The sequence below is a fragment of the Streptomyces sp. NPDC052023 genome, from assembly GCF_044548465.1.
Lineage (GTDB): Bacteria > Actinomycetota > Actinomycetes > Streptomycetales > Streptomycetaceae > Streptomyces.
The window spans coordinates 100820-121213 of record NZ_JBIUBW010000014.1 but is presented as its reverse complement, the minus strand read 5'-3'; the positions used below and the strand labels follow the sequence as shown (position 1 = coordinate 121213).

Annotated in this window: 16 protein-coding genes; 8 read left to right on the top strand and 8 right to left on the bottom strand. The window is 71.6% G+C overall.

The features are described 5' to 3' along the window. Position 1: 1 nt before the first annotated feature. The 6 genes from ACIHCM_RS25750 to ACIHCM_RS25725 all read right to left on the bottom strand — a co-directional run bounded on the left by ACIHCM_RS25750 (position 2) and on the right by ACIHCM_RS25725 (position 7568). Positions 2-1021 (bottom strand): ABC transporter permease, encoded by a 1020-nt coding sequence (locus ACIHCM_RS25750; protein ID WP_399900173.1) that lies wholly within the window; start codon positions 1019-1021, stop codon positions 2-4. Beyond that, entirely contained in the window at positions 1018-2535 is a 1518-nt protein-coding gene (locus ACIHCM_RS25745) for a sugar ABC transporter ATP-binding protein (RefSeq protein WP_399900170.1), read from the bottom strand. Before ACIHCM_RS25745 ends, ACIHCM_RS25750 begins: the two co-directional genes overlap by 4 nt. 118 nt (positions 2536-2653) lie before the next feature. Next, a complete protein-coding gene (locus ACIHCM_RS25740; protein ID WP_399900167.1) occupies positions 2654-3835 on the bottom strand; it encodes an ROK family protein in 1182 nt (393 codons plus the stop codon). A 334-nt stretch (positions 3836-4169) separates the two neighbouring features. Next, positions 4170-4847, bottom strand: coding sequence for a GntR family transcriptional regulator (locus tag ACIHCM_RS25735; RefSeq protein WP_399900164.1), 678 nt, complete (start codon positions 4845-4847; stop codon positions 4170-4172). Between the two features lie 170 nt (positions 4848-5017). Beyond that, positions 5018-5956 carry a beta-ketoacyl-ACP synthase III gene (locus tag ACIHCM_RS25730; protein ID WP_399900161.1) on the bottom strand — a complete coding sequence of 313 codons (939 nt, stop codon included), beginning with the start codon at positions 5954-5956 and terminating at the stop codon, positions 5018-5020. 277 nt (positions 5957-6233) lie between these two features. Beyond that, on the bottom strand, positions 6234-7568 hold the full coding sequence (locus ACIHCM_RS25725; protein ID WP_399900156.1) for an OFA family MFS transporter: 1335 nt from the start codon (positions 7566-7568) through the stop codon (positions 6234-6236). 202 nt (positions 7569-7770) lie between these two features. Between ACIHCM_RS25725 and ACIHCM_RS25720 the strand changes: the two genes are divergently transcribed. The 5 genes from ACIHCM_RS25720 to fdhD are packed head-to-tail and all read left to right on the top strand — an operon-like array spanning position 7771 to position 14197. After that, on the top strand, positions 7771-8742 hold the full coding sequence (locus ACIHCM_RS25720) for a 2-dehydropantoate 2-reductase (RefSeq protein WP_399900153.1): 972 nt from the start codon (positions 7771-7773) through the stop codon (positions 8740-8742). Then, entirely contained in the window at positions 8739-10661 is a 1923-nt protein-coding gene (locus ACIHCM_RS25715) for a molybdopterin oxidoreductase family protein (RefSeq protein WP_399900150.1), read from the top strand. Before ACIHCM_RS25720 ends, ACIHCM_RS25715 begins: the two co-directional genes overlap by 4 nt. Before the next feature lie 5 nt (positions 10662-10666). Then, positions 10667-12484 (top strand): NADH-ubiquinone oxidoreductase-F iron-sulfur binding region domain-containing protein, encoded by a 1818-nt coding sequence (locus ACIHCM_RS25710; protein WP_399900147.1) that lies wholly within the window; start codon positions 10667-10669, stop codon positions 12482-12484. Further along, complete coding sequence (locus ACIHCM_RS25705; RefSeq protein WP_399900144.1) at positions 12481-13341, top strand: 2Fe-2S iron-sulfur cluster-binding protein; 861 nt, start codon at positions 12481-12483, stop codon at positions 13339-13341. The genes ACIHCM_RS25710 and ACIHCM_RS25705 overlap by 4 nt, the downstream gene beginning before the upstream one ends. A gap of 7 nt (positions 13342-13348) precedes the next feature. After that, positions 13349-14197 carry a formate dehydrogenase accessory sulfurtransferase FdhD gene (gene fdhD / locus ACIHCM_RS25700; protein WP_399900141.1) on the top strand — a complete coding sequence of 283 codons (849 nt, stop codon included), beginning with the start codon at positions 13349-13351 and terminating at the stop codon, positions 14195-14197. A gap of 84 nt (positions 14198-14281) precedes the next feature. On the opposite strand, the gene ACIHCM_RS25695 is transcribed toward fdhD, so the two are convergent. Beyond that, positions 14282-14716 carry a MarR family winged helix-turn-helix transcriptional regulator gene (locus tag ACIHCM_RS25695; RefSeq protein WP_399900138.1) on the bottom strand — a complete coding sequence of 145 codons (435 nt, stop codon included), beginning with the start codon at positions 14714-14716 and terminating at the stop codon, positions 14282-14284. Positions 14717-15100: 384 nt separating this feature from the next. On the opposite strand from ACIHCM_RS25695, the gene ACIHCM_RS25690 reads away from it, so the two are divergent. Together ACIHCM_RS25690 and ACIHCM_RS25685 are read left to right on the top strand one after the other, a co-directional pair. Next, positions 15101-16978, top strand: coding sequence for an exo-alpha-sialidase (locus ACIHCM_RS25690; protein ID WP_399900136.1), 1878 nt, complete (start codon positions 15101-15103; stop codon positions 16976-16978). 11 nt (positions 16979-16989) lie between these two features. Next, a complete protein-coding gene (locus ACIHCM_RS25685; RefSeq protein ID WP_399900133.1) occupies positions 16990-18216 on the top strand; it encodes a DUF4185 domain-containing protein in 1227 nt (408 codons plus the stop codon). Here the strand turns inward: ACIHCM_RS25685 and ACIHCM_RS25680 are convergent. Further along, the gene (locus ACIHCM_RS25680; RefSeq protein ID WP_399900338.1) at positions 18152-19165 is read right to left on the bottom strand and encodes a bile acid:sodium symporter family protein; all 1014 of its coding nucleotides are present in this window, start codon (positions 19163-19165) and stop codon (positions 18152-18154) included. The two genes, ACIHCM_RS25685 and ACIHCM_RS25680, sit on opposite strands and share 65 nt — an antisense overlap. A 192-nt stretch (positions 19166-19357) precedes the next feature. On the opposite strand from ACIHCM_RS25680, the gene ACIHCM_RS25675 reads away from it, so the two are divergent. Next, complete coding sequence (locus tag ACIHCM_RS25675; RefSeq protein ID WP_399900129.1) at positions 19358-20221, top strand: LysR substrate-binding domain-containing protein; 864 nt, start codon at positions 19358-19360, stop codon at positions 20219-20221. The last annotated feature ends 173 nt before the right edge of the window (positions 20222-20394 follow it).

Here is a 20394-nt window from a genome sequence, read left to right as displayed (position 1 = left end):
CTCAGGTCGTGCTCGCGGTACGGCGCTGGACCAGCACGGCGGCGACGATGATCGCGCCCTTGGCGATCTGCTGGACGTCGCTCTGCAGGTTGTTCAGGGCGAAGATGTTGGTGATCGTGGTGAAGATCAGGACGCCGAGCACCGAGCCGACGATGGTGCCGCGGCCCCCGCTGAGCAGGGTGCCGCCGATGATCGCGGCCGCGATGGCGTCGAGTTCGTAGAGGTTGCCGTTGGTGTTCTGGCCGGATCCGGACAGGATGATCAGCAGGAACGCGGCGATGCCGCAGCACAGTCCGGACAGTAGGTAGAGATACAGCCGCTGCCGGCGGACATCGATGCCGGCGAGCCGTGCCGCCTCCGCGTTGCCGCCGACGGCGACCGAGCGGCGGCCGAAGGTGGTGCGGTTCAGCACCAGCCAGCCGATGATCGTGACGACCGCGAAGACGAGGACGAGCGGCGGGATGCCGAGGACGTACGCGTCGCGCTCGCCGAGGTCGAGGATGCCGTCCACCGTGACGATCTGCGTGCTGCCGTCCGTGATCTGCAGCGCCAGACCGCGGGCCGAGGCCAGCATGGCCAGGGTCGCGATGAACGGGACCATCCCGCCGTAGGCGATGAGCACTCCGTTCACCAGCCCGCAGCCCACGCCGACGAGCACCGCGGTGAACAGGATGCCGGCGAAACCGTACTCCTGGGTGGCGACGGTGGTCGCCCACACGGAGGCGAGGGCGACGATCGCGCCGACGGAGAGGTCGATGCCGCCGGAGATGATCACGAAGGTCATCCCGACCGTGACGACACCGATCACGGAGGCCTGGGTGAGGACCAGTTGCAGGTTGCGGGTGTCGAGGAACTGGTCCGGCTTGGTGATGCCGCCGATGACGACGAGCGCGGCGAGCACGCCGAGCAGCGACAGGGTGCGGACGTCGGCACGGAACAGCATGCCGCGCCAGGCAGGGGGTCGAACGGCCGACGGCACCTTGTCGGCGCTGTCCCGCGGCGGGGAGACGGGCTGCGTCATGTCGCCGGGCTTCCTTCCATCACGAGGTCGAGTACGCGGTGTTCGTCCAGCTCACGGGCGGGAGCGGTGTGCACGACGCGCCCTTCCCGCAGCACCAGCACACGGTCGGCGAGGCCGAGCACCTCGGGCACCTCGCTGGAGACCAGCAGCACGGCGAGGCCCTCGTCGGCGAGGCGCCGGACGACCGCGTACAACTCGGCGCGGGCCCCGACGTCGACGCCGCGGGTGGGCTCGTCGAGCAGCAGGACACGGCAGCCGCGCAGCAGCCAGCGGGCGAGGACGGCCTTCTGCTGGTTGCCGCCGGACAGGGTGCGGATCGGTACGGAGGGGTTGTCGGGGCGCAACGACAGCTCGCGGGTCGCCGCGCGCGCCGCGCCCAGCTCCGCGCCGCGGTCGATCCAGCCGCCCCGCGAGAAGCGGGACATGGAGGAGACCGAGACGTTGCGGGTGACGGACTCCAGCATCAGCAGGGCCTGCGCCTTGCGCTCCTCGGGGGCGAGCCCGAGTCCGGCGCGGACGGCGGCGCGAACGCTGCCGGGCTTCAACTGCCGCCCCCCGACCAGCACGTGACCGGCGGTGGGCTTGCGGGCGCCGTAGATGGTCTCCAGGATCTCGGAGCGGCCGGAGCCGACCAGTCCCGCGAGTCCGACGATCTCGCCGGGGCGCACCGTCAGGTCGAACGGCTCGAACTCGCCGTTCCGGGCCAGTCCCCGCACTTCCAGCAGCGGCTCCCCGCGTCCCGGCGAAGCCGGGCGTTCGGGAAAGACGTACTCGACGTTGCGTCCGGTCATCAGCGCCACGACCTCACGTGTCGGTGTGGACTTCGCCGGCAGTCCGCCCGCCACGGCCCGGCCGTCCTTCAGCACGGTCACCCGGTCGCCGATGCGGCGGATCTCCTCCAGGCGGTGCGAGATGTAGACGACCGCGACACCGTCCGCGGTGAGGTCACCGACGATCCGGAAGAGGTTGTCGACCTCGTCGGGGTCGAGGGCGGCGGACGGCTCGTCCATGACGATCAGCCGTACGTCGTGGGAGAGCGCGCGGGCCATGGAGACGATCTGCTGCTGGGCGGCCGGCAGTTCACCGACGAGCCGGGCGGGATCGATCTCCGGGTGCCCGAGCCGTTTGAGAAGCTGCGCCGTCGAGGCCCCGGCCGTCCTGCGCCGTACGACGAAGCCGGCGGCCGTGGGCTCGTGGCCGAGGTGGACGTTCTCGGCGACCGACAGGTGCTCCACCAGGTCGAGTTCCTGGTAGATGGTGGCGATGCCCAGGCGCATCGCGGCGATCGGCGAGCGCAGGGTCACGTCCTCGCCGCGCCAGCGGATGGTGCCGGTGTCGGGCTGATGGGCGCCGGCCAGCACCTTGATCAGGGTGGACTTTCCGGCGCCGTTCTGGCCGAGCAGGCAGTGCACTTCACCGGCCTGGACATCGAGATCGACGCCGTCCAGGGCGCGGACGCCGGGGAACGACTTGGTGATGCCGGACATGCTGAGCAGCGGTGGTTCTGGTGCCATTGGGTTCCCCTTGGCAGGCGTGCGGGCCGGTTTCAGGGCAGGGCGGAGCAGGGGCAGGGAGCGGAGCAGGGCAGGGCGGAGCTGAGCGCTGTGCGGGTGGTGCGCGCGTAGGAGGTGCTTACGCGGGTGAGAAGAGGTGGTCGCTGATCAGCCGGGCCGCGCCGATGACGCCGGCGGTGGGGCCCAGCTCGCCGAGGACGATGGGCAGATTGCCGGTCGCCAGCGGCAGCGACTGGCGGTAGACCTGGGTGCGGATCGCGGCGAGCAGGGTGTGGCCCAGGCCGGTCACCCCACCGCCGATCACCACCAGACCGGGGTTGAAGAAGCTGACCAGGCCGGCGATGACCTGGCCGGTGCGGTTGCCGCCCTCACGGATCAGTTCGAGGGCGGTGGCGTCGCCCGCGGCGGCCGCGGCGGCGACGTCGACGGCGGTGAGCGTGCCGTTCGTCTCCAGCAGTGTCGCGAGTTCGTCCGAGTGTCCCTGCTGGGCCGCCTCCAGCGCGTCACGGGCGAGCGCCGCGCCGCTGAAGTGGGCCTCCAGGCAACCGCGGTTTCCGCAGGCGCACGGACGGCCGTCGGGCACGGCCTGGATGTGCCCGATGTCGCCCGCGGAGCCCGTCGTCCCGCGATGCACGGAGCCGCCGGCGACGATGCCGCAGCCGATGCCGGTACCGATCTTGACGCAGAGGAAGTCACCCACGGAGCGCGCGACGCCCGCGTGCATCTCCCCCATCGCCATCAGGTTCACGTCGTTGTCGACCATGACCGGGCAGCCGAGTTCCTGACTGAGCGCCTCCCGCACGGGGAAGCCGTCCCAGCCCGGCATGATCGGCGGGGCCACGGGGACGCCCTCGGGGAAGCGGACCGGGCCCGGGACGCCGATGCCGGCGCCGTCGAAGCCCTCCGCGAGCCCGGAGGCCCGCAGCTTGGCGGCCATCGCCAGGACCTGCTCGAAGACCGCGACGGGACCCTCGCGCACCTCCATCGGCTGGGTGATGTGCCCCAGGATCTCCAGCTCCGCGTTGGTGACCGCGACGTCGATGGAGGTCGCGCCGATGTCGACGCCGAGGAAGCGCAGGCCCGGCGCGAGCCGGATGTTGTGCGAGCGGCGGCCACCGCGCGAGGCGGCGAGTCCGTCGGCGACGATCAGGCCCGTCTCCAGCAGCCGGTCGACCTCGACGGCCAGCTTGGACCGCGAGAGGTCGACCTGATCGCCCAGCTGGGCCCGGGAGTTGGGCCCGCCGTCGCGCAACAGCTTGAGCAGCCTGGCCTGGTGGGCGTTCGCGGGTCGTGCGGTCATGCGTCTCACAAGCCCCTCCCCGCCTCGAATCGGCCATCGCTGTCCGGCTTTCGAGGGGAACGTAGCAGCGGCCGCCGGGAGTGGGAAGAAGCTAGGCAGGAATTGCTGCGGACTTTCTCCACTCGCAGGACAAAGAGGGGGACGAGGGTGCCCGGCGAGGCGGTGGCCAGGGTCACGCGCAGTGACGAGAAGGCATGACGTGCGGACGTACGGGGCGGGCGCGGCCATGTCGGGGACCGCACCTTGCGCTCACCCGGCACACCCGTCGCGGGCACACCCACGGGGGACGTAACGGTACGAGCCGGCCGGGGCCTGCGGCGAAAGCGGCGTCGCGCTAGCCGCGCGGTCGCTCGTGGTAGGACTTGCGCGTGTGCTCGGTGTGGGCGCGCATGACAGCCGTCGCCCGCTGCTCGTCACGTGTGGTGATGGCGGCGATCAGCTCGCGGTGCTCGATCCAGGACTGCTTGCCACGCTGCCGGGCGACCGGCGTGTAGTACCAGCGGACCCGGCGGTCCACCTGCGCGGCCAGCTCGGCGAGGACGGAGTTGCCGGCCAGCTCCATGACCTTCGCGTGGAAGCGGGCGTTGAGCGCCACCGCGCCGTCCACGTCGTCGGCGGCGACCGCGCGCTCGCCCTCGGCGCACAGCTCCTCCAGGGCGGCCACACCGGCCTTGCCCGCGTTCACGGCGGCGAGCCGGGCGGCCTCGGCCTCCAGCAGCGTACGGACCGTCAGGAGCTGGTCGGCCTCCTCCTCGGTCGGCTCGTGCACGAACGCGCCCTGCGCCGGGCGCAGATCGACCCACCCCTCGGTGTTCAGCCGCTGCAGCGCCTCGCGCACCGGCTGCCGGGAGACGCCGAGGTGCCCGGCGAGTTCGCTCTCGACCAGGTGCTGGCCGGGCTGGAGGGCTCGGGTGGTGATGAGTTCGAGCAGCGCCTCGTAGACGCGGTCGCGCAGCGGGCCGGGACGTTCGAGCTTGGGCACCGCGCCTTGCGGCAGTCCTGTCGACAACATCGGTCCCCTCCTGGCTGGGCCGTGCACAGCAGACGGCGACCCCGGAGCAACCCCGGAGCCGTAAAGCCCTGGGAAAGAGAGTATCAATTGCCTTTTGTCTACAGTCTACGGCGCACAATGACCAGCCGGAGCGGCAGTTGGCCTCGTCACACTCCGGTCCGGGCCGGGGGTCAAGGACAGCGGACGACCTGCCCTGCGTAGGACAGGTTCCCCCCGAAGCCGAACAGCAGCACCGGGTCACCGGCCGAAATCACCCCCTGCTCCACCAGCTTGGAGAACGCGAGGGGAATGCTGGCCGCCGAGGTGTTCCCGGACTCGGCCACGTCACGCGCGATGACGGCGTTGACGGCGCCCAGCTTCTCGGCGAGCGGTTCGATGATCCGCAGGTTGGCCTGGTGCAGCACCACCGCGGCGAGGTCGGCCGGCGTGTACCCGGCGCGCTCGCAGGCCTGCCGGGCGAGCGGCGGTAGTTGGGTGGTCGCCCACCGGTAGACGCTCTGCCCCTCCTGCGCGAACCGCGCGGGCTCCCCCTCGATGCGCACCGCGTGCCCCATGTCCGGCACCGACCCCCACAGCACCGGCCCCACACCCGGTTCCTCCGAGGCCTCCACGACGGCGGCCCCCGCCCCGTCGCCGACGAGCACGCAGGTGGTGCGGTCGGTCCAGTCGGTGACGTCGGACATCTTGTCGGCACCGATCACCAGCGCCCGGCTCGCGGCTCCCGCCCGCACGGTGTGGTCGGCGGTGGCGAGGGCGTGCGTGAATCCTGCGCACACCACGTTGACGTCCATCGCGGCGGGCCTCGGGACGCCGAGCCGGGCCGCGACCCGGGCGGCCATGTTCGGGGAGCGGTCGACGGCCGTCGACGTGGCGACGAGGACCAGGTCGATGTCGGCCGGCGCCAGCCCGGCCGCCGCGAGCGCCTTGGCGGCGGCGTGCGCGGCGAGCTCGTCGACCGGTTCGTCGGGGCCGGCGATGTGCCGGGTGCGGATGCCGACCCGGCTTCTGATCCACTCGTCGCTGGTGTCGACCATGCCCGCCAGGTCGTCGTTGGTGAGCACTCTGGCGGGCTGATAGTGGCCGAGGGCGGCGATGCGTGAGCCGTTCATGGGGGGTCCCCTCGTTGCTGCGGGATGCGGGACCCACCAGTCTGGCCAGCGACTCACGAGTAGCGGTGCAGGCAAAGGCACAGGAATGGGACCCACGGCTTGTCGGTTTCCCGCAGACCGTCGCGCGCCCGGGCAATCGGGTCGCTCAGGGAACCCAGGCGCGTACAGGCCTCCTCACCCCGTGAACAATTGCGTGGCTTTCCGTATGAGCTCGTACAAACCGTACGCGAGCGGCGCGCCCACCCACAGCCAGGCGAACGCGATCAGCGGGCGCCGGTCAGGCGGACTCTGGCTGTTGTCGTCCGGCATCTACGGCCTCCTGACGGGGTGCGGGGATGTGGTGGCGGGTGTGGACGGGACGGACGAGTTCGTTGGCGACGAAGCCGACGGCCAGCAGCCCGATCATGATCGTGAAGGACAGCCCGTACAGGGACGCGCCGTGCTTGCCGGCCTCCTCCTGCCGGTCGGCGATCCAGTTGACGATCAGCGGACCGAGCACACCGGCCGTGGACCAGGCGGTGAGCAGCCGCCCGTGGATCGCGCCGACCTGGTAGGTGCCGAAGAGGTCCTTCAGATACGCCGGGATCGTCGCGAAGCCGCCGCCGTAGAAGGAGAGGATCACCAGCGCGCACAGGATGAACAACGGCTTGGACGAGTCGCCGAACAGCGCGATCAGCAGGTACATCAGCGCGCCGACGCCCAGGTAGACACGGTAGATGTTCTTGCGCCCGATCAGGTCGGACGTCGAGGACCAGACGATGCGGCCCGCCATGTTCGCCGCCGAGAGCAGCGCGACGAACCCGGCCGCCGCCGTCACCGAGACCGGGGTGGCGGTGTCCGCGAAGAAGTCCGTGATCATCGGCGCGGCCTTCTCCAGGATGCCGATGCCGGCGGTCACGTTCATGCAGAGCACGACCCACAGGCACCAGAACTGCGGGGTGCGCACGGCGTTCTTCGCCGGCACCTGCACGCCCTCGGTCATGGCCGGAGCGGACGCCACCGGCCGCTCGGTCCTCGGCACCCGCACCAGCGCCACGCCGAGCAGCATGAACACGGCGTACGTCAGCCCGTGGACCAGGAAGGCGAGCGCGATCCCCGAGCTGCCGGAGCCGAAGGACTCAAGCATCTGCGCGGACCACGGGGAGGCGATCAGCGCGCCGCCGCCGAAGCCCATGATGGCGATGCCGGTGGCCATGCCGGGCCGGTCGGGGAACCACTTGATGAGGGTGGAGACGGGCGAGATGTAGCCGATGCCGAGGCCGATCCCGCCGACGAAGCCGTAGCCGAGGACGATCAGCCAGTACTGCTCGGTCGCCGCGCCGAGGGCGGACAGCAGGAAGCCCGAGGAGAAGCAGACCAGTGCCACGGTCATCGCCCAGCGCGGCCCGTTGCGTTCGACCAGCGTGCCGCCGAACGCGGCGGACAGCCCGAGCATGACGATGCCGAGCTGGAAGGGCAGGGCACTCTGGGTGCCGCTGAGACCGAGCGCGGATTCCAGGGGCGGCTTGAACACGCTCCAGGCGTAGGCCTGTCCGATGGAGAGATGGACGGAGAGCGCGGCGGGCGGCACCAGCCAGCGGCTCCATCCCGGGGGCGCGACGGGGGGACTCATGGATCCCGGACGGTAGGAAGGTTCAGGTGCGTTGAGAAGGAGGCGGGTCGACCGTATGCGGTGAGCGGTATCCAAGCTGCGCCGAACGGTCATCGCGCGGACCCTTGTCGACCCAACCTCCATACTGTAGACAATATTTCGTCGACACAAGACGTCCCCCGGCCACCTCCGCGGTATCCCTCAAACCGAACGGAGTGTTCTTGTGAAAGTCGCAGTCCTCGGCGCCGGAGCAATCGGCGCCTACGTCGGTGCCGCGCTCCACCGCGCGGGCGCCGATGTGCATCTCATCGCCCGTGGACCGCATCTCGCGGCCATGAGGCGGCACGGAGTACAGGTGCTCAGTCCGCGCGGCGACTTCACCGCGCATGCCCACGTCACCGACGACCCGGCCGAAGTCGGCCCGGTCGACTACGTCTTCCTGGGCCTGAAGGCCAACTCGTACGCGGCGTGCGGGCCGCTGATCGAGCCCCTGCTGCACGACACCACCGCGGTGATCGCCGCCCAGAACGGCATCCCCTGGTGGTACTTCCACCGCCATGGCGGCCCCCACGACGGCCACCGCATCGAGAGCGTGGACCCCGGCGGCGCGGTCAGTGCGGTGCTCGCGCCCGAACGGGCCATCGGCTGCGTGGTCTACGCGGCCACCGAACTTCAGGCCCCCGGCGTCGTACGGCACCTGGAAGGCACCCGGTTCTCCATCGGCGAGCCCGACCGCAGCGTGTCCGCACGGTGCTCCGCCTTCGGCGACGCCATGCGGGCCGGCGGCCTGAAGTGCCCGGTCGAACCCGACCTGCGCAACGACATCTGGCTGAAGCTGCTCGGGAACATCTCCTTCAACCCGATCAGCGCGCTCGCCCGCGCGACCATGCGCCAGATGTGCCTGCACGGCGGCACCCGGCGGGTCATCGAGATCATGATGACCGAGACGCTCGCCGTCGCCGAGGCCCTCGGCTGCGAGGTCGGCGTCTCCATCGAGCGCCGCCTCGAGGGCGCCGAGAAGGTGGGCGACCACCGCACCTCCACGCTCCAGGACCTGGAGCGCGGCAAGCCGCTCGAACTCGACGTGCTGCTCGCCGCGGTCGTCGAACTTGCGGAGATCACCGGCGTCGACGTGCCCACCCTGCGCACCGTGCACGCCATCTCGGACCTGCTCGCGCTGAGGAGCGCCGCATGAGGAAACGCCAGTCCCCGAAGACCTACACCCGGCTCACCCATCCCCTTGTCAGGGACTCGCGCGACGAACCGTTCCGCCCGGCCACCTGGGACGAGGCGCTCGACCGGGCGGCGCGCGGACTGAACGCCGCACGTGGGGCGTTCGGCATGTTCTCCTGCGCCCGCGCGACCAACGAGATGAACTATGTCGCCCAGAAGTTCGCCCGCGTGGTCATGGGCACCAACAACGTCGACTCCTGCAACCGCACCTGCCACGCCCCCAGCGTCGCGGGTCTGTCCGCCGCCTTCGGCTCGGGCGGCGGGACGTCGTCGTACGAGGAGATCGAGCACACCGACGTCATCGTGATGTGGGGCTCCAACGCCCGCTTCGCGCACCCGATCTTCTTCCAGCACGTCCTGCGGGGCATCCGGGGCGGCGCGCGCATGTACGCCGTCGATCCGCGCCGTACCTCCACCGCCGAGTGGGCGGAGAGCTGGCTCGGACTGAACGTCGGCACCGACATCCCGATGGCGCACGCGATCGGCCGCGAGATCATTCACGCCGGGCTCGCCAACGAGGCGTTCATCGAGCGGGCGACCAGCGGCTTCGAGGAGTACAAGGCCCTGGTCGAGCCGTGGACGCTGTCGCTCGCCGAGAAGGTGACGGGCGTACCGGCCCAGGCGATCCGCGAACTGGCGCACGCCTACGCCCGTGCCGAGCGCGCCCAGTTGTGCTGGACCCTCGGCATCACCGAGCACCACAACGGCACCGACAACGTCCGCGCGCTCATCAACCTGTCGCTGCTCACCGGCCACGTGGGCCGCTTCGGCTCCGGTCTCCAGCCGCTGCGCGGCCAGAACAACGTGCAGGGCGGCGGCGACATGGGCGCGATCCCCAACCGCCTGCCCGGCTTCCAGGACATCCTCGACGCGGGCACCCGGCTGAAGTTCGAGTCCGCCTGGGACACCGTCATCCAGCCGCACTACGGACTGAACCTCACGGAGATGTTCGAGGCGATGGAGGAGGGCACCCTCAAGGCCGTCTACTGCATCGGCGAGAACCCGGCCCAGTCGGAGGCGGACAGCGGTCAGGCGGTACGGCGCCTGCAGGCGCTGGACTTCCTGGTCGTGCAGGACATCTTCCTGACCAAGACCGCCGAGCTGGCGGACGTCGTGCTGCCCGCGACGGCCGGATGGGCCGAGACGGAGGGCACGACGACCAACAGCGAGCGGCGCGTGCAGCGGGTACGCCGGGCCGTGACCCCGCCCGGCGAGGCCCGCGAGGACATCGACATCCTCTGCGACCTGGCCGCGCGCCTCGGCCACGACTGGAAGTACGCCGACGCCGAGGCCGTCTGGAACGAGCTGCGCTCGGTCTCGCCGGACCACTACGGGATGACGTACGACCGCCTGGAGGAGCACCAGGGCATCCAGTGGCCGTGCCCGAGCACGGACCGGCTCGAACCCACCTATCTGCACGGCCGGTTGTGGGACCCGGACCCGGCCCGGCGCGGCCGGCTCGCGCCCTTCGGGCTGGTCCAGCACGACCCGCCCGTGGACCTCACCGACGACCAGTACCCGATCCGGCTCACCACCGGCCGCCGTCTCGACTCCTACAACACCGGTGTGCAGAGCGGCAGTTTCGCCTCCCCGCTGCGGCGCGGCGAGTACGTCGAGCTGTGCCCGGAGGACGCCGAGCGGTACGGGGTCGTCGTGGGCGAGGAGGTCCAGGTGTCCTCCCGGCGGGGCTCCGTGGTGGCGCCCGTGTGGATCGACCCGGCGCTGCGGCCCGGACTCGCCTTCATGACCATGCATTTTCCCGACGAGGTGGACACCAACCAGCTGACGATCGAGGCGAACTGCCCGATCGCGGGGACGGCGGAGTTCAAGGCGTCGGCGATCAGGATCGAGAAGCTTCCCGTCGCGACCATCGTGAGGTGACGTAAGTGGACCTGCACTTCGGTGACAGCAAACCGACGGACGACGAACGGGCGGCCGTCGACGCCCTGCTCGGTCCGCCCGGGTCCTCGTGGGAGGGGGCCGACCGCTCCGATGCCGACCTGCGGTGGGCGCGGGGCGGCCGGGAGGCACGCGACCGCCGCGACCTGCTGTTGCCGGGGCTGCACGCGATCAACGACCGGATCGGCTGGATCAGCGAGGGCGCCCTGGACTACCTGTGCCGGCGGCTGACCGTGCCGCCGGCGGAGGCGTACGGGGTGGCCACCTTCTACGCGATGTTCTCGGTGAAGCCGCGCCCGGCGACCGTGCTGCACGTCTGCACGGACCTCACCTGCGCGGCCGCCGGAGCGCAGGAGCTGTGCGCCGGGATCGAGGCCCGCCTCGGTCCCGGCGTCCACGTCGAGCGCTCCCCGTGCCTCGGCCTGTGCGAACGCGCCCCGGCCGCGCTCGCGGTCAAGGCCGGCGACCCGGTCCGTACCGCGGTGTCGGCACCGGCGACCGTGGACGCGGCCGTCCTCGCCGCGACCGCACCCGACTCGGCGCCGGAGGAGCCCCCGGCGGCACTGGCCGTACCGCAGGCGGGGTCGCCGGACCTGGTGCTGCTGCGGCGGGTAGGCGTGGTGGATCCCGCGTCGCTCGACGACTACCGCGCCCACGGCGGCTACACCGCCCTGCGCCGCGCCTTCGACCTCGGACCGGCCGGGGTGATCCGCGAGGTCACCGACTCGGGCCTGGTCGGGCGCGGCGGCGCCGCCTTCCCCACCGGCCGCAAATGGCAGGCCACGGCGTCCCAGCCGGACCATCCGCACTACGTCGTCTGCAACGCCGACGAGTCCGAGCCGGGCACCTTCAAGGACCGGGTGCTCATGGAGGGCGACCCGTACGCGCTGGTGGAGGCGATGACCATCGCCGGGTACGCCACCGGCGCGCACCACGGCTACCTCTACCTGCGCGGTGAGTACCCGCGCGCCCTGCACCGGCTGGAGCACGCCCTCGCCCAGGCCCGCGCCCGTGGCCTGCTGGGCGAGGACGTCCTCGGCCAGGGGTACGCCTTCGACATCGAGATCCGGCGGGGCGCGGGCGCGTACATCTGCGGTGAGGAGACGGCGCTGTTCAACTCCATCGAGGGCTACCGGGGCGAGCCGCGCTCGAAGCCGCCCTTCCCGGTGGAGAGGGGGCTGTTCGGCAAGCCCACGGTCGAGAACAACGTCGAGACGCTGGTCAACGTCCTGCCGATCCTGACGATGGGCGCCCCGGCGTACGCGGCGATCGGCACGGCGGCGTCGACCGGCCCCAAGCTGTTCTGCGTGTCGGGCAGCGTGGCGCGGCCCGGGATCTACGAGCTGCCGTTCGGCGCGACGCTGGGCGAGCTGCTGGAGCTGGCGGGCGTGCGGGACGGGCTGCGGGCGGTCCTGCTCGGCGGCGCGGCCGGCGGCTTCGTACGGCCCGACGAGACGGACATCCCGCTCACCTTCGAAGGCACCCGCGAGGCCGGCACGACGCTCGGCTCGGGCGTCGTGATGGCCTTCGACGACGCGGTCCCGCTGCCCCGGCTGCTGCTGCGTATCGCCGAGTTCTTCCGCGACGAGTCGTGCGGGCAGTGCGTGCCGTGCCGGGTCGGCACCGTGCGGCAGGAGGAGGCGCTGCACCGGATCGCGGAGCGCACCGGTGCCGCCGCCGCCGGCGACATCGCCCTGCTCAGGGAGGTCGGCCGCGCGATGCGGGACGCCTCGATCTGCGGTCTGGGACAGACCGCCTGGAACGCCGTGGAATCCGCCATCGACCGACTGGGGGCCTACGAATGACCGCGATACCGCTGGGAGTGCCTCGCCGGCTCGTCGAGTTCACCGTCGACGGGCATCAGGCCCGGGTCCCGGAGGGCTCGACCATCCTCGACGCCTGCCGGGCCGCGGGGAAGGACGTCCCCACCCTCTGTCACGGGGACACGCTCACCCCGAAGAACGCCTGCCGGGTCTGCATGGTCGAGGTAGAGGGCTCCCGGACCCTGGTCCCGGCCTGCTCGCGCAAGGCGGAGCCGGGGATGACCGTCCGCACGGACACCGAGCGCGCCCGGCACAGCCGCAAGATCGTCCTGGAGCTCCTCGCCTCCTCGGTCGACCTGTCGACCACACCCGAGGTGGCGGGGTGGCTGAAGGAGTACGAGGCGAAGCCGGACCGCTTCGGCCCTCAGGCCGCCCGCCTGAGCGAGGAACCGAGGGTCGACAACGACCTCTACGTCCGTGACTACGACAAGTGCATCCTCTGCTACAAGTGCGTCGACGCCTGCGGCGACCAGTGGCAGAACACCTTCGCGATCTCCGTCGTGGGCCGCGGCTTCGACGCCCGGATCGCGGTCGAGCACGACGCCCCGCTGACCGACTCGGCGTGTGTCTACTGCGGCAACTGCATCGAGGTCTGCCCGACGGGGGCGCTGTCGTTCAAGTCCGAGTTCGACATGCGCGAGGCGGGTACGTGGGACGAGTCGCAGCAGACGGAGACCACGACGGTGTGCGCCTACTGCGGTGTGGGCTGCAACCTCACGCTCCATGTGCAGGACAATGAGATCGTCAAGGTCACCTCGCCGCACGACAACCCGGTGACCCACGGCAACCTCTGCATCAAGGGCCGTTTCGGCTACCAGCACGTACAGAACCGGGGCTGATCAGGACATGGGACGAGTCACGGAGCGACGCAAGGTGATCCGGATCCGGGACGGGGCGGTCTCCACCCGCCCGGACACGCTCGTCGCCGAGGAACCCCTGGAGATCCGGCTGAACGGCAAGCCGCTCGCGATCACCATGCGCACCCCCGGCGACGACTTCGCCCTCGCGGCCGGGTTCCTGGTGAGCGAGGGCGTGCTGGGCGAGCGTGGCGACCTGCGCAACATCGTGTACTGCGCGGGTGCCACGGTCGACGGCTCGAACACCTACAACGTGGTGGACGTGCAGACGGCTCCCGGGGTGCCGATCCCGGACATCACGCTCGAGCGCAACGTCTACACGACCTCGTCCTGCGGGCTGTGCGGCAAGGCCAGCCTGGACGCGGTGCGGACCACGGCCCGCTGGCCCATCTCCGACACTCCCCCGGTCCGTGTCGAGCCCGAGCTGCTCGCGTGCCTCCCCGACCGGCTGCGCGCGGCCCAGCGGGTCTTCGACCGGACCGGGGGGCTGCACGCGGCGGCGCTGTTCGACGAGGGCGGCGAGCTGCTGGACGTACGGGAGGACGTGGGCCGGCACAACGCGGTCGACAAGCTGGTCGGCCGTGCCCTGCAGAGCGGGGACCTGCCGCTGTCCCGCACCGTCCTGCTGGTCTCGGGCCGGGCCTCCTTCGAGCTGGCGCAGAAGGCCGTGATGGCGGGCATCCCGGTGCTGGCGGCGGTCTCGGCGCCCTCGTCGCTGGCGGTGGACCTGGCCCAGGAGACCGGGCTGACCCTGGTGGGCTTTCTGCGGGGCAGCTCCATGAACGTGTACGCGGGCGAGGACCGCATCCCCTTGCGGACCGCGGCCGCCCAGGGCTGACGGTCCCCCGCTGCACGGCGGCGGGACCCGGGCCGGCGGGGAGCGCCCCCTGCGCCGCCGGGGTCCCGCCTCAGCCCCCGGGCGTCACTCCGTGCCGGAGATCCTGCCCAGCAGGCCCATGAACTGGCGGCGTTCGGCCGCGGTGAGCGGGGCCAGCAGGGCCTCGTTCGCCTCGCAGGCGGCCTGCTCGCAGCGCCGCAGCAGCCGGGTGCCGTCCGCGGTGACGGACACGGCGTTCTTGCGCCGGTCCTCCGGGTCGGGTGCACGCACGACGTGGCCGGCCGACTGCAGGTCGTTGAGCACCCCGACGACGTCCTTGGGGTCGAGCCCCACGCTCCGGCCGAGGTCGGCCTGGGCGATCGGGCCGAGGTCACGGACGGCGACCAGCACCATGTGGTGCCACATCTTCATGCCCTCGGCGGCCAGCGCCTGTGCCACCAGGGCGCGCCCGCGAGCGGCGGCCCGGCCGAGGATCCAGCTGGGCAGCGAGTGAATCGCGGAGAGTGGTGCCTCGGCCATGACTCCAGCCTAGTGCGCATTTCATTGGATTTCCCCACGACCTGATTTATCGTTGGGAACTCCAACGAACTCAGGAGGCTCGATGCGCCGCGTCGTCCGCCACGGCTCCCTCGGCGACGCCATACCCGACGCGGCCTCCGCCGTCACCGCCGCCCGCCCCGGACCGCGGCGGCCGTAGCGCCAGGAGCCGACGAGACCGCGCGGTGACCGCGCCGCCCATCCGCTCCCCTTTCACTGGCCCCTGACGTCGCGTCAGGACGTCCTGCCGGCATTCCACTTGCGCCGCTGGCGCCGGTTGCGGTGTGTCGTTGCCGCCAACTACCGTCTGTGGCGCATAGGTTGGACATGGGATGTACAGATGTCCAGACAAATGAAGGGTCATTCATGCCGTCGAGACTCCGCGCACGTCTGAGAACCACCCTCACCGCGGGCGCCGTCCTGACGGCCGCCGCCGCACTCCCGGGCCCGGCCCAGGCCCAACCCGCCGCGGCGGCACCTTTGTTCGAGGAACAGGTCCTCTTCAAGGCCTCGCAGGACCCCGGCTACGCCTGCTTCCGGATTCCGACGGTCGTGCAGACCACGAAGGGCACCCTGCTCGCGTTCGCCGAGGGGCGGGTCCTCAACTGCGGGGACGCGACCGACATCGACATCGTGCTGAAGCGCTCCACCGACGGCGGCCGCACCTGGGGCCCGTTGCAGGTCGTCAACGACGGCGCCGGTGACACGCACGGCAATCCGACGCCGGTCGTCGACCGGGACACCGGCCGGATCCTGCTCGCGGAGACGTACAACACGGGCCGCCCCGACAGCGAGCACTGCGACGTCCCCTGCGACCGCGTCCCCCATCTGCAGCACAGCGACGACGACGGGGTCACCTGGTCCACACCCCGCGACCTCAGCCCGCAGATCCTGCCCTCGCACTGGAACTCCTGGTACGCCACCGGCCCCGTGCACGGCATCCAGCTCACCCAGGGCGCCCACGCCGGCAGGCTGGTCTTCGGCGTCAACACCGAGACCTGGGACGGCAACCGGGTCACCGCGAACCACGCGGCCCTCATCCTCAGCGACGACGGCGGCACCACCTGGCGGGTCGGCGCCACGGACTCCTGGCCGCTGTCGGCCGACGGCACCTTCCGCCAGAAGCCCTCCGAGATCTCCATGACCGAGCGCTCCGACGGCACGATCCTGGTCAGCGGCCGTGAGCAGGAGGGCACCGACCTGGGCCACCGCTCCCAGGTGCTCAGCAGCGACGGCGGCGAGACCTACAAGGGCACCTTCGAGGCCCTCCCCGACCTCTACGCCCCCCAGGTCCAGGGCGCCACGCTGCGCCTCGGCGACCGCCTTCTGCTGGCCTGCCCGGGCGACCCCGACCGCCGCCGGACCATGATGATCCGCTCCTCCTACGACGACGGCGAGACCTGGGACAGCGTGGACCGCGGTACGGTCGTCACCCGCGACTGGTCCGGCTACTCCGACCTGGTGCACATCTCCGGCAGCACCGTCGGCCTGATGTACGAGGCCGGCACGGCCGACGCCCGCGACGAGATCCGCTTCACCCGCTTCAACGAGGAGTGGCTCACGCCCCGCCGCGGCGCCGACCCGACCACCACCGACCGTGCCCTGCTCGCCCCCGAGGCGAGCGTGCTCGGCGGCGCCTCCACCACCGCCGGCGTGCTGAACAACGGCATCTCCTTCGACGGCACCGACGACGCCGTGCGCCTGCCGTACCGCGAGGAACTCCAGCTCGGCAGCGGCGACTTCACCGCCTCCCTGTGGTTCCGCTACACGGCGGCCAGCGGTGAGCAGCCGCTGCTGTGGATGGGCGGGGTGGGCACCAGCCAGCCACAGGTCTGGCTGCGCGCCGAGCCCGAGGGCAAGCGGGTGCGCGGACTGATCAGCACCCGGGAGGGGGTGCGGACCGTCAACACGGCCGCCGTGGCGACGAACGGCGCCTACAACGACGGCAAGTGGCACCACCTCGCACTGCGCCGCGGCGACGGGCAGCTGACCCTGTTCATCGACGGCACCGCGATCAGCACCGAGGACGTGCCCGGCTCGGTGAGCCGCAACTCGCCGTTCGGGGTGCACATCGGCCAGCGCATGGACAGCCGGGCCTTCTTCACCGGGGCGCTCGACGAGGTGCGTGTCTGGGACATGGCGCTGTCCGACGCCGAGATCGAGCAGGTCCGCCTCACCCACACCGGCCCCTGGTTCGGCAACGTCCTGTGGCTCCCCATGGACCAGGTGACCGCGGCCCGCTAACGTCACGGAGCGTGCCCGACGAACGACGAGCACGACAGCGCACGGGAACCGGGGCCGCTCTGCTGCTGGCCCTGGTTCTCGCGGCCGTGCTGCTCACCGCCCTCCCGGACGACGACCGGGAGGGCGGCGGTGCGTGCGCGGGCCGTCGGGTCGCTTCCTGGACGGCCGCCGACGCGCTCACCGGCGAGTTCGCCCGCTACGGCGACGACGCGGGCCGCACCGACGACTGGACCGGCGGCGACGGCACGCACTCGCTGAGGCTGCCGGACGGCCGGGTGCTGTGGCTGTTCTCCGACACCTTCCTCGGCCCCGTGCACCCGCCGCCCAACCCGTCCGGCGAGTCGTACGCCTGGCGCGACAGCGGCGCGCCGATGGTGCGCAACTCGGCCGTGGTGATGTCCGGGGACCGGCTGCGCACCACGCTCCCCGCGCCGCTCTTCCCGGAGCCGGCCACCGGCCAGTGGCGCTGGCCCGTCGCCGCCCGGGTCGAGCCGCGCTCCCCCGGCGCGGCCGAGCAGGTGGTGCGGGTGCTGCTGTGGACGCGCGCGGCCGGCCAGGCGCCGTGGATCTACGGGGTGCCGCTCGCCACCGAGGTGGCCACGCTCTCCCTGCCGCAGTTGCGGGTCGAGTCCGTCACGAAGGTGTTCGACCAGGGGTCGGTGCCGGATCCGTCCCGGCGGGTGCTGTTCGGCACGACGCTGGTGGCGCGGGACGGCTGGACGTATGTGTTCGGTGGCGACGACGGGCAGGCCGTGTCGCGCCCGGCCTCGTCGGCCTATGTGGCGCGGGTGCCGGACGGCGGGCTCGCGGACCCGGCCGCCTGGGAGTACTGGGACGGTTCCGCCTGGGTCACCGGCACCCGGCCGGCCGCCGTGCTCGGCGACGAGCGGCGCACCGGGGTGGGCAGCGCGTTCTCGGTCGTACGGGACGGGGACACATATGTCCTGTTCACCATGGCGGCGGGTACGGCCGGACTGGGCACGGTGACGTCGTACTGGGCCTGCTCCCCCACCGGGCCCTGGCACGGGCCGGCCCGCGGCTTCAGTCCGCCACTGCCGTCCGCCGGGGTCGCCGCGTACAACCCGCAGGCGCATCCCGACGTCGGCGGCGACGGGCGTCTGGTGCTCAGCTACGACGTCAACTGGCTGGAGACGACGGGCGCGGCGGCGGCGATCAGCGGGAACGTGAGCCTGTACCGGCCACGGTTCGTGACCCTGAGGCTGAAGCCGGTGCAGTGAGCTCCTCGCGCGGGTCGCGGGAGCGGCGCTTGGCGATCACCGCGCAGACCATCAGCTGCATCTGGTGGAAGAGCATCAGCGGCAGCACGGCCAGCGAGGCCTGCGCGCCGAACAGCACGCTCGCCATCGGCAGCCCGGAGGCCAGCGACTTCTTCGAGCCGGCGAACTGGATGGCGATGCGGTCCTCCCGGCTGAAGCCGAGCGCCTTGGAGCCGTACCAGGTCAGGGCGAGCATCACGGCGAGCAGCACCGCCTCGACGCCGAGCAGGCCGGCCAGCCGCACCGGGCTGACCTGGTGCCAGACGCCGTGGACCATGCCCTCGCTGAAGGCCGTGTACACGACGAGAAGGATCGACCCGCGGTCGACGTATCCGAGGCCCTTCCTGTGGCGTGCGACGAAGCCGCCGATCCAGCGGCGCAGCAGCTGCCCGGCGAGGAAGGGCACCAGCAGCTGGAGCACGATCTTGAGGATCGAGTCGGCCCGGAAACCGCCCGCGCCACTGCCCAGCAGCGACGCCGCGAGCAGGGGGGTGATCACGATGCCCGCGAGGGAGGAGAAGGAGCCGGCGCAGATCGCCGCGGGCACGTTGCCGCGGGCGATCGAGGTGAACGCGATCGACGACTGGATGGTCGACGGGACCAGGGTGAGGAAGAGCAGGCCGGTCCACAGGGAGTGGGTCAGGAACACCGGGACCAGCCCGCGGGCGGCCAGCCCGAGCAGCGGGAAGGCGACGAAGGTACAGGCCAGCACGGTGACGTGGAGCCGCCAGTGCCTGAGCCCGTCCAGCGCCTCACGGGTGGACAGCCGGGCGCCGTAGAGGAAGAAGAGGAAGGCGATCGCCGCGGTGGAGGCGCCGGAGGCCACGTCGGCGGCCGTACCCCTGGCCGGGAGGAGCGCCGCGAGGCCCACCGTCCCGAGCAGCATCAGGATGTACGGGTCGATCGGCATCCAGGACGGCCGGCGCAGGCGTTTCACGGTGCTCCACTACCTCTGTACTTGCTTCTGTACGTACTTCTGACTCGGTACCCGTACGGGGACGCGGGTCCCCGCTCCATCCTGCTCCCTCACCGGCCGATCGTGAATCCGGCATACCGCTCTGACTGTCATCACGGATTCCGATGACCCCGTTACCCTGGCCTTGTGTACGACCCCTCCCAGCTGCGCACGTTCCTCGCCGTCGCCCAGACGCTGAGCTTCACCCAGGCCGGGCGGCGGCTCGGGCTGCGCCAGTCGACGGTCAGCCAGCACGTACGGCGGCTCGAGGACGCCACCGGGCGCCGGCTGTTCAGCCGGGACACCCACTCCGTGGAGCTGACGGAGGACGGCGAGGCGATGCTCGGTTTCGCGCGCCGGATCCTGGAAGTGCACGAGCAGGCCACGGCGTTCTTCACGGGTACCCGGCTGCGGGGCCGGCTGCGCTTCGGCGCCTCGGAGGACTTCGTGCTCACCCGGCTCCCGGAGATCCTGGAGGGCTTCCGGCACGACCACCCCGAGGTCGACCTGGAGCTGACCGTGGAGCTGTCCGGCACCCTGCACGAGCAGCTCGCCGCCGGAAAGCTGGACCTGGTCCTGGCCAAACGGCGCCCCGAGGACCCGCGCGGTGAGCTGGTGTGGCACGACCGTCTGGTCTGGATCGGCGCGGAACGCCTGCGCCTGGACCCCGGCCGCCCGGTCCCGCTGATCGTCTATCCGCCGCCGGGCATCACCCGCGCCCTCGCTCTGGAGGCGCTGCAACGCCAGGGCCGCGAGTGGCGCGTCGCCTGTACCAGCGGCAGCCTGAACGGGCTGATCGCCGCCGCCCGCGCGGGCCTCGGCGTGATGGCCCACTCCCGGGGCTTCGTCCCGCCGGGCCTGGTCCGCGTCCCGGACCGGCTCGGCCTGCCCGAACTCGGCCAGGTCGACTTCGTGCTGGTCCACGGCCGCCGCCGCGCCACCGCCCAGGGTCCGGCGGACGCCCTTGCGGCGGCGGTCCTGGCGGCGGGCGAGCGGCTGCACCGCCGCTGACACCCGGCACGGTGAGTGGGTCGTACAGATTCCGTGGAGATTACGGTGCCGAAACTTACTCCGCCGTCAGGAATCTGTACGAACCTTCCCCTTCTGCGGCTTATCTCCCCCGCTGACCAGCACATACCTGAGCGCCTCTCCGCTTTCGCACCCCTCCCGTCACGACGGTCCGT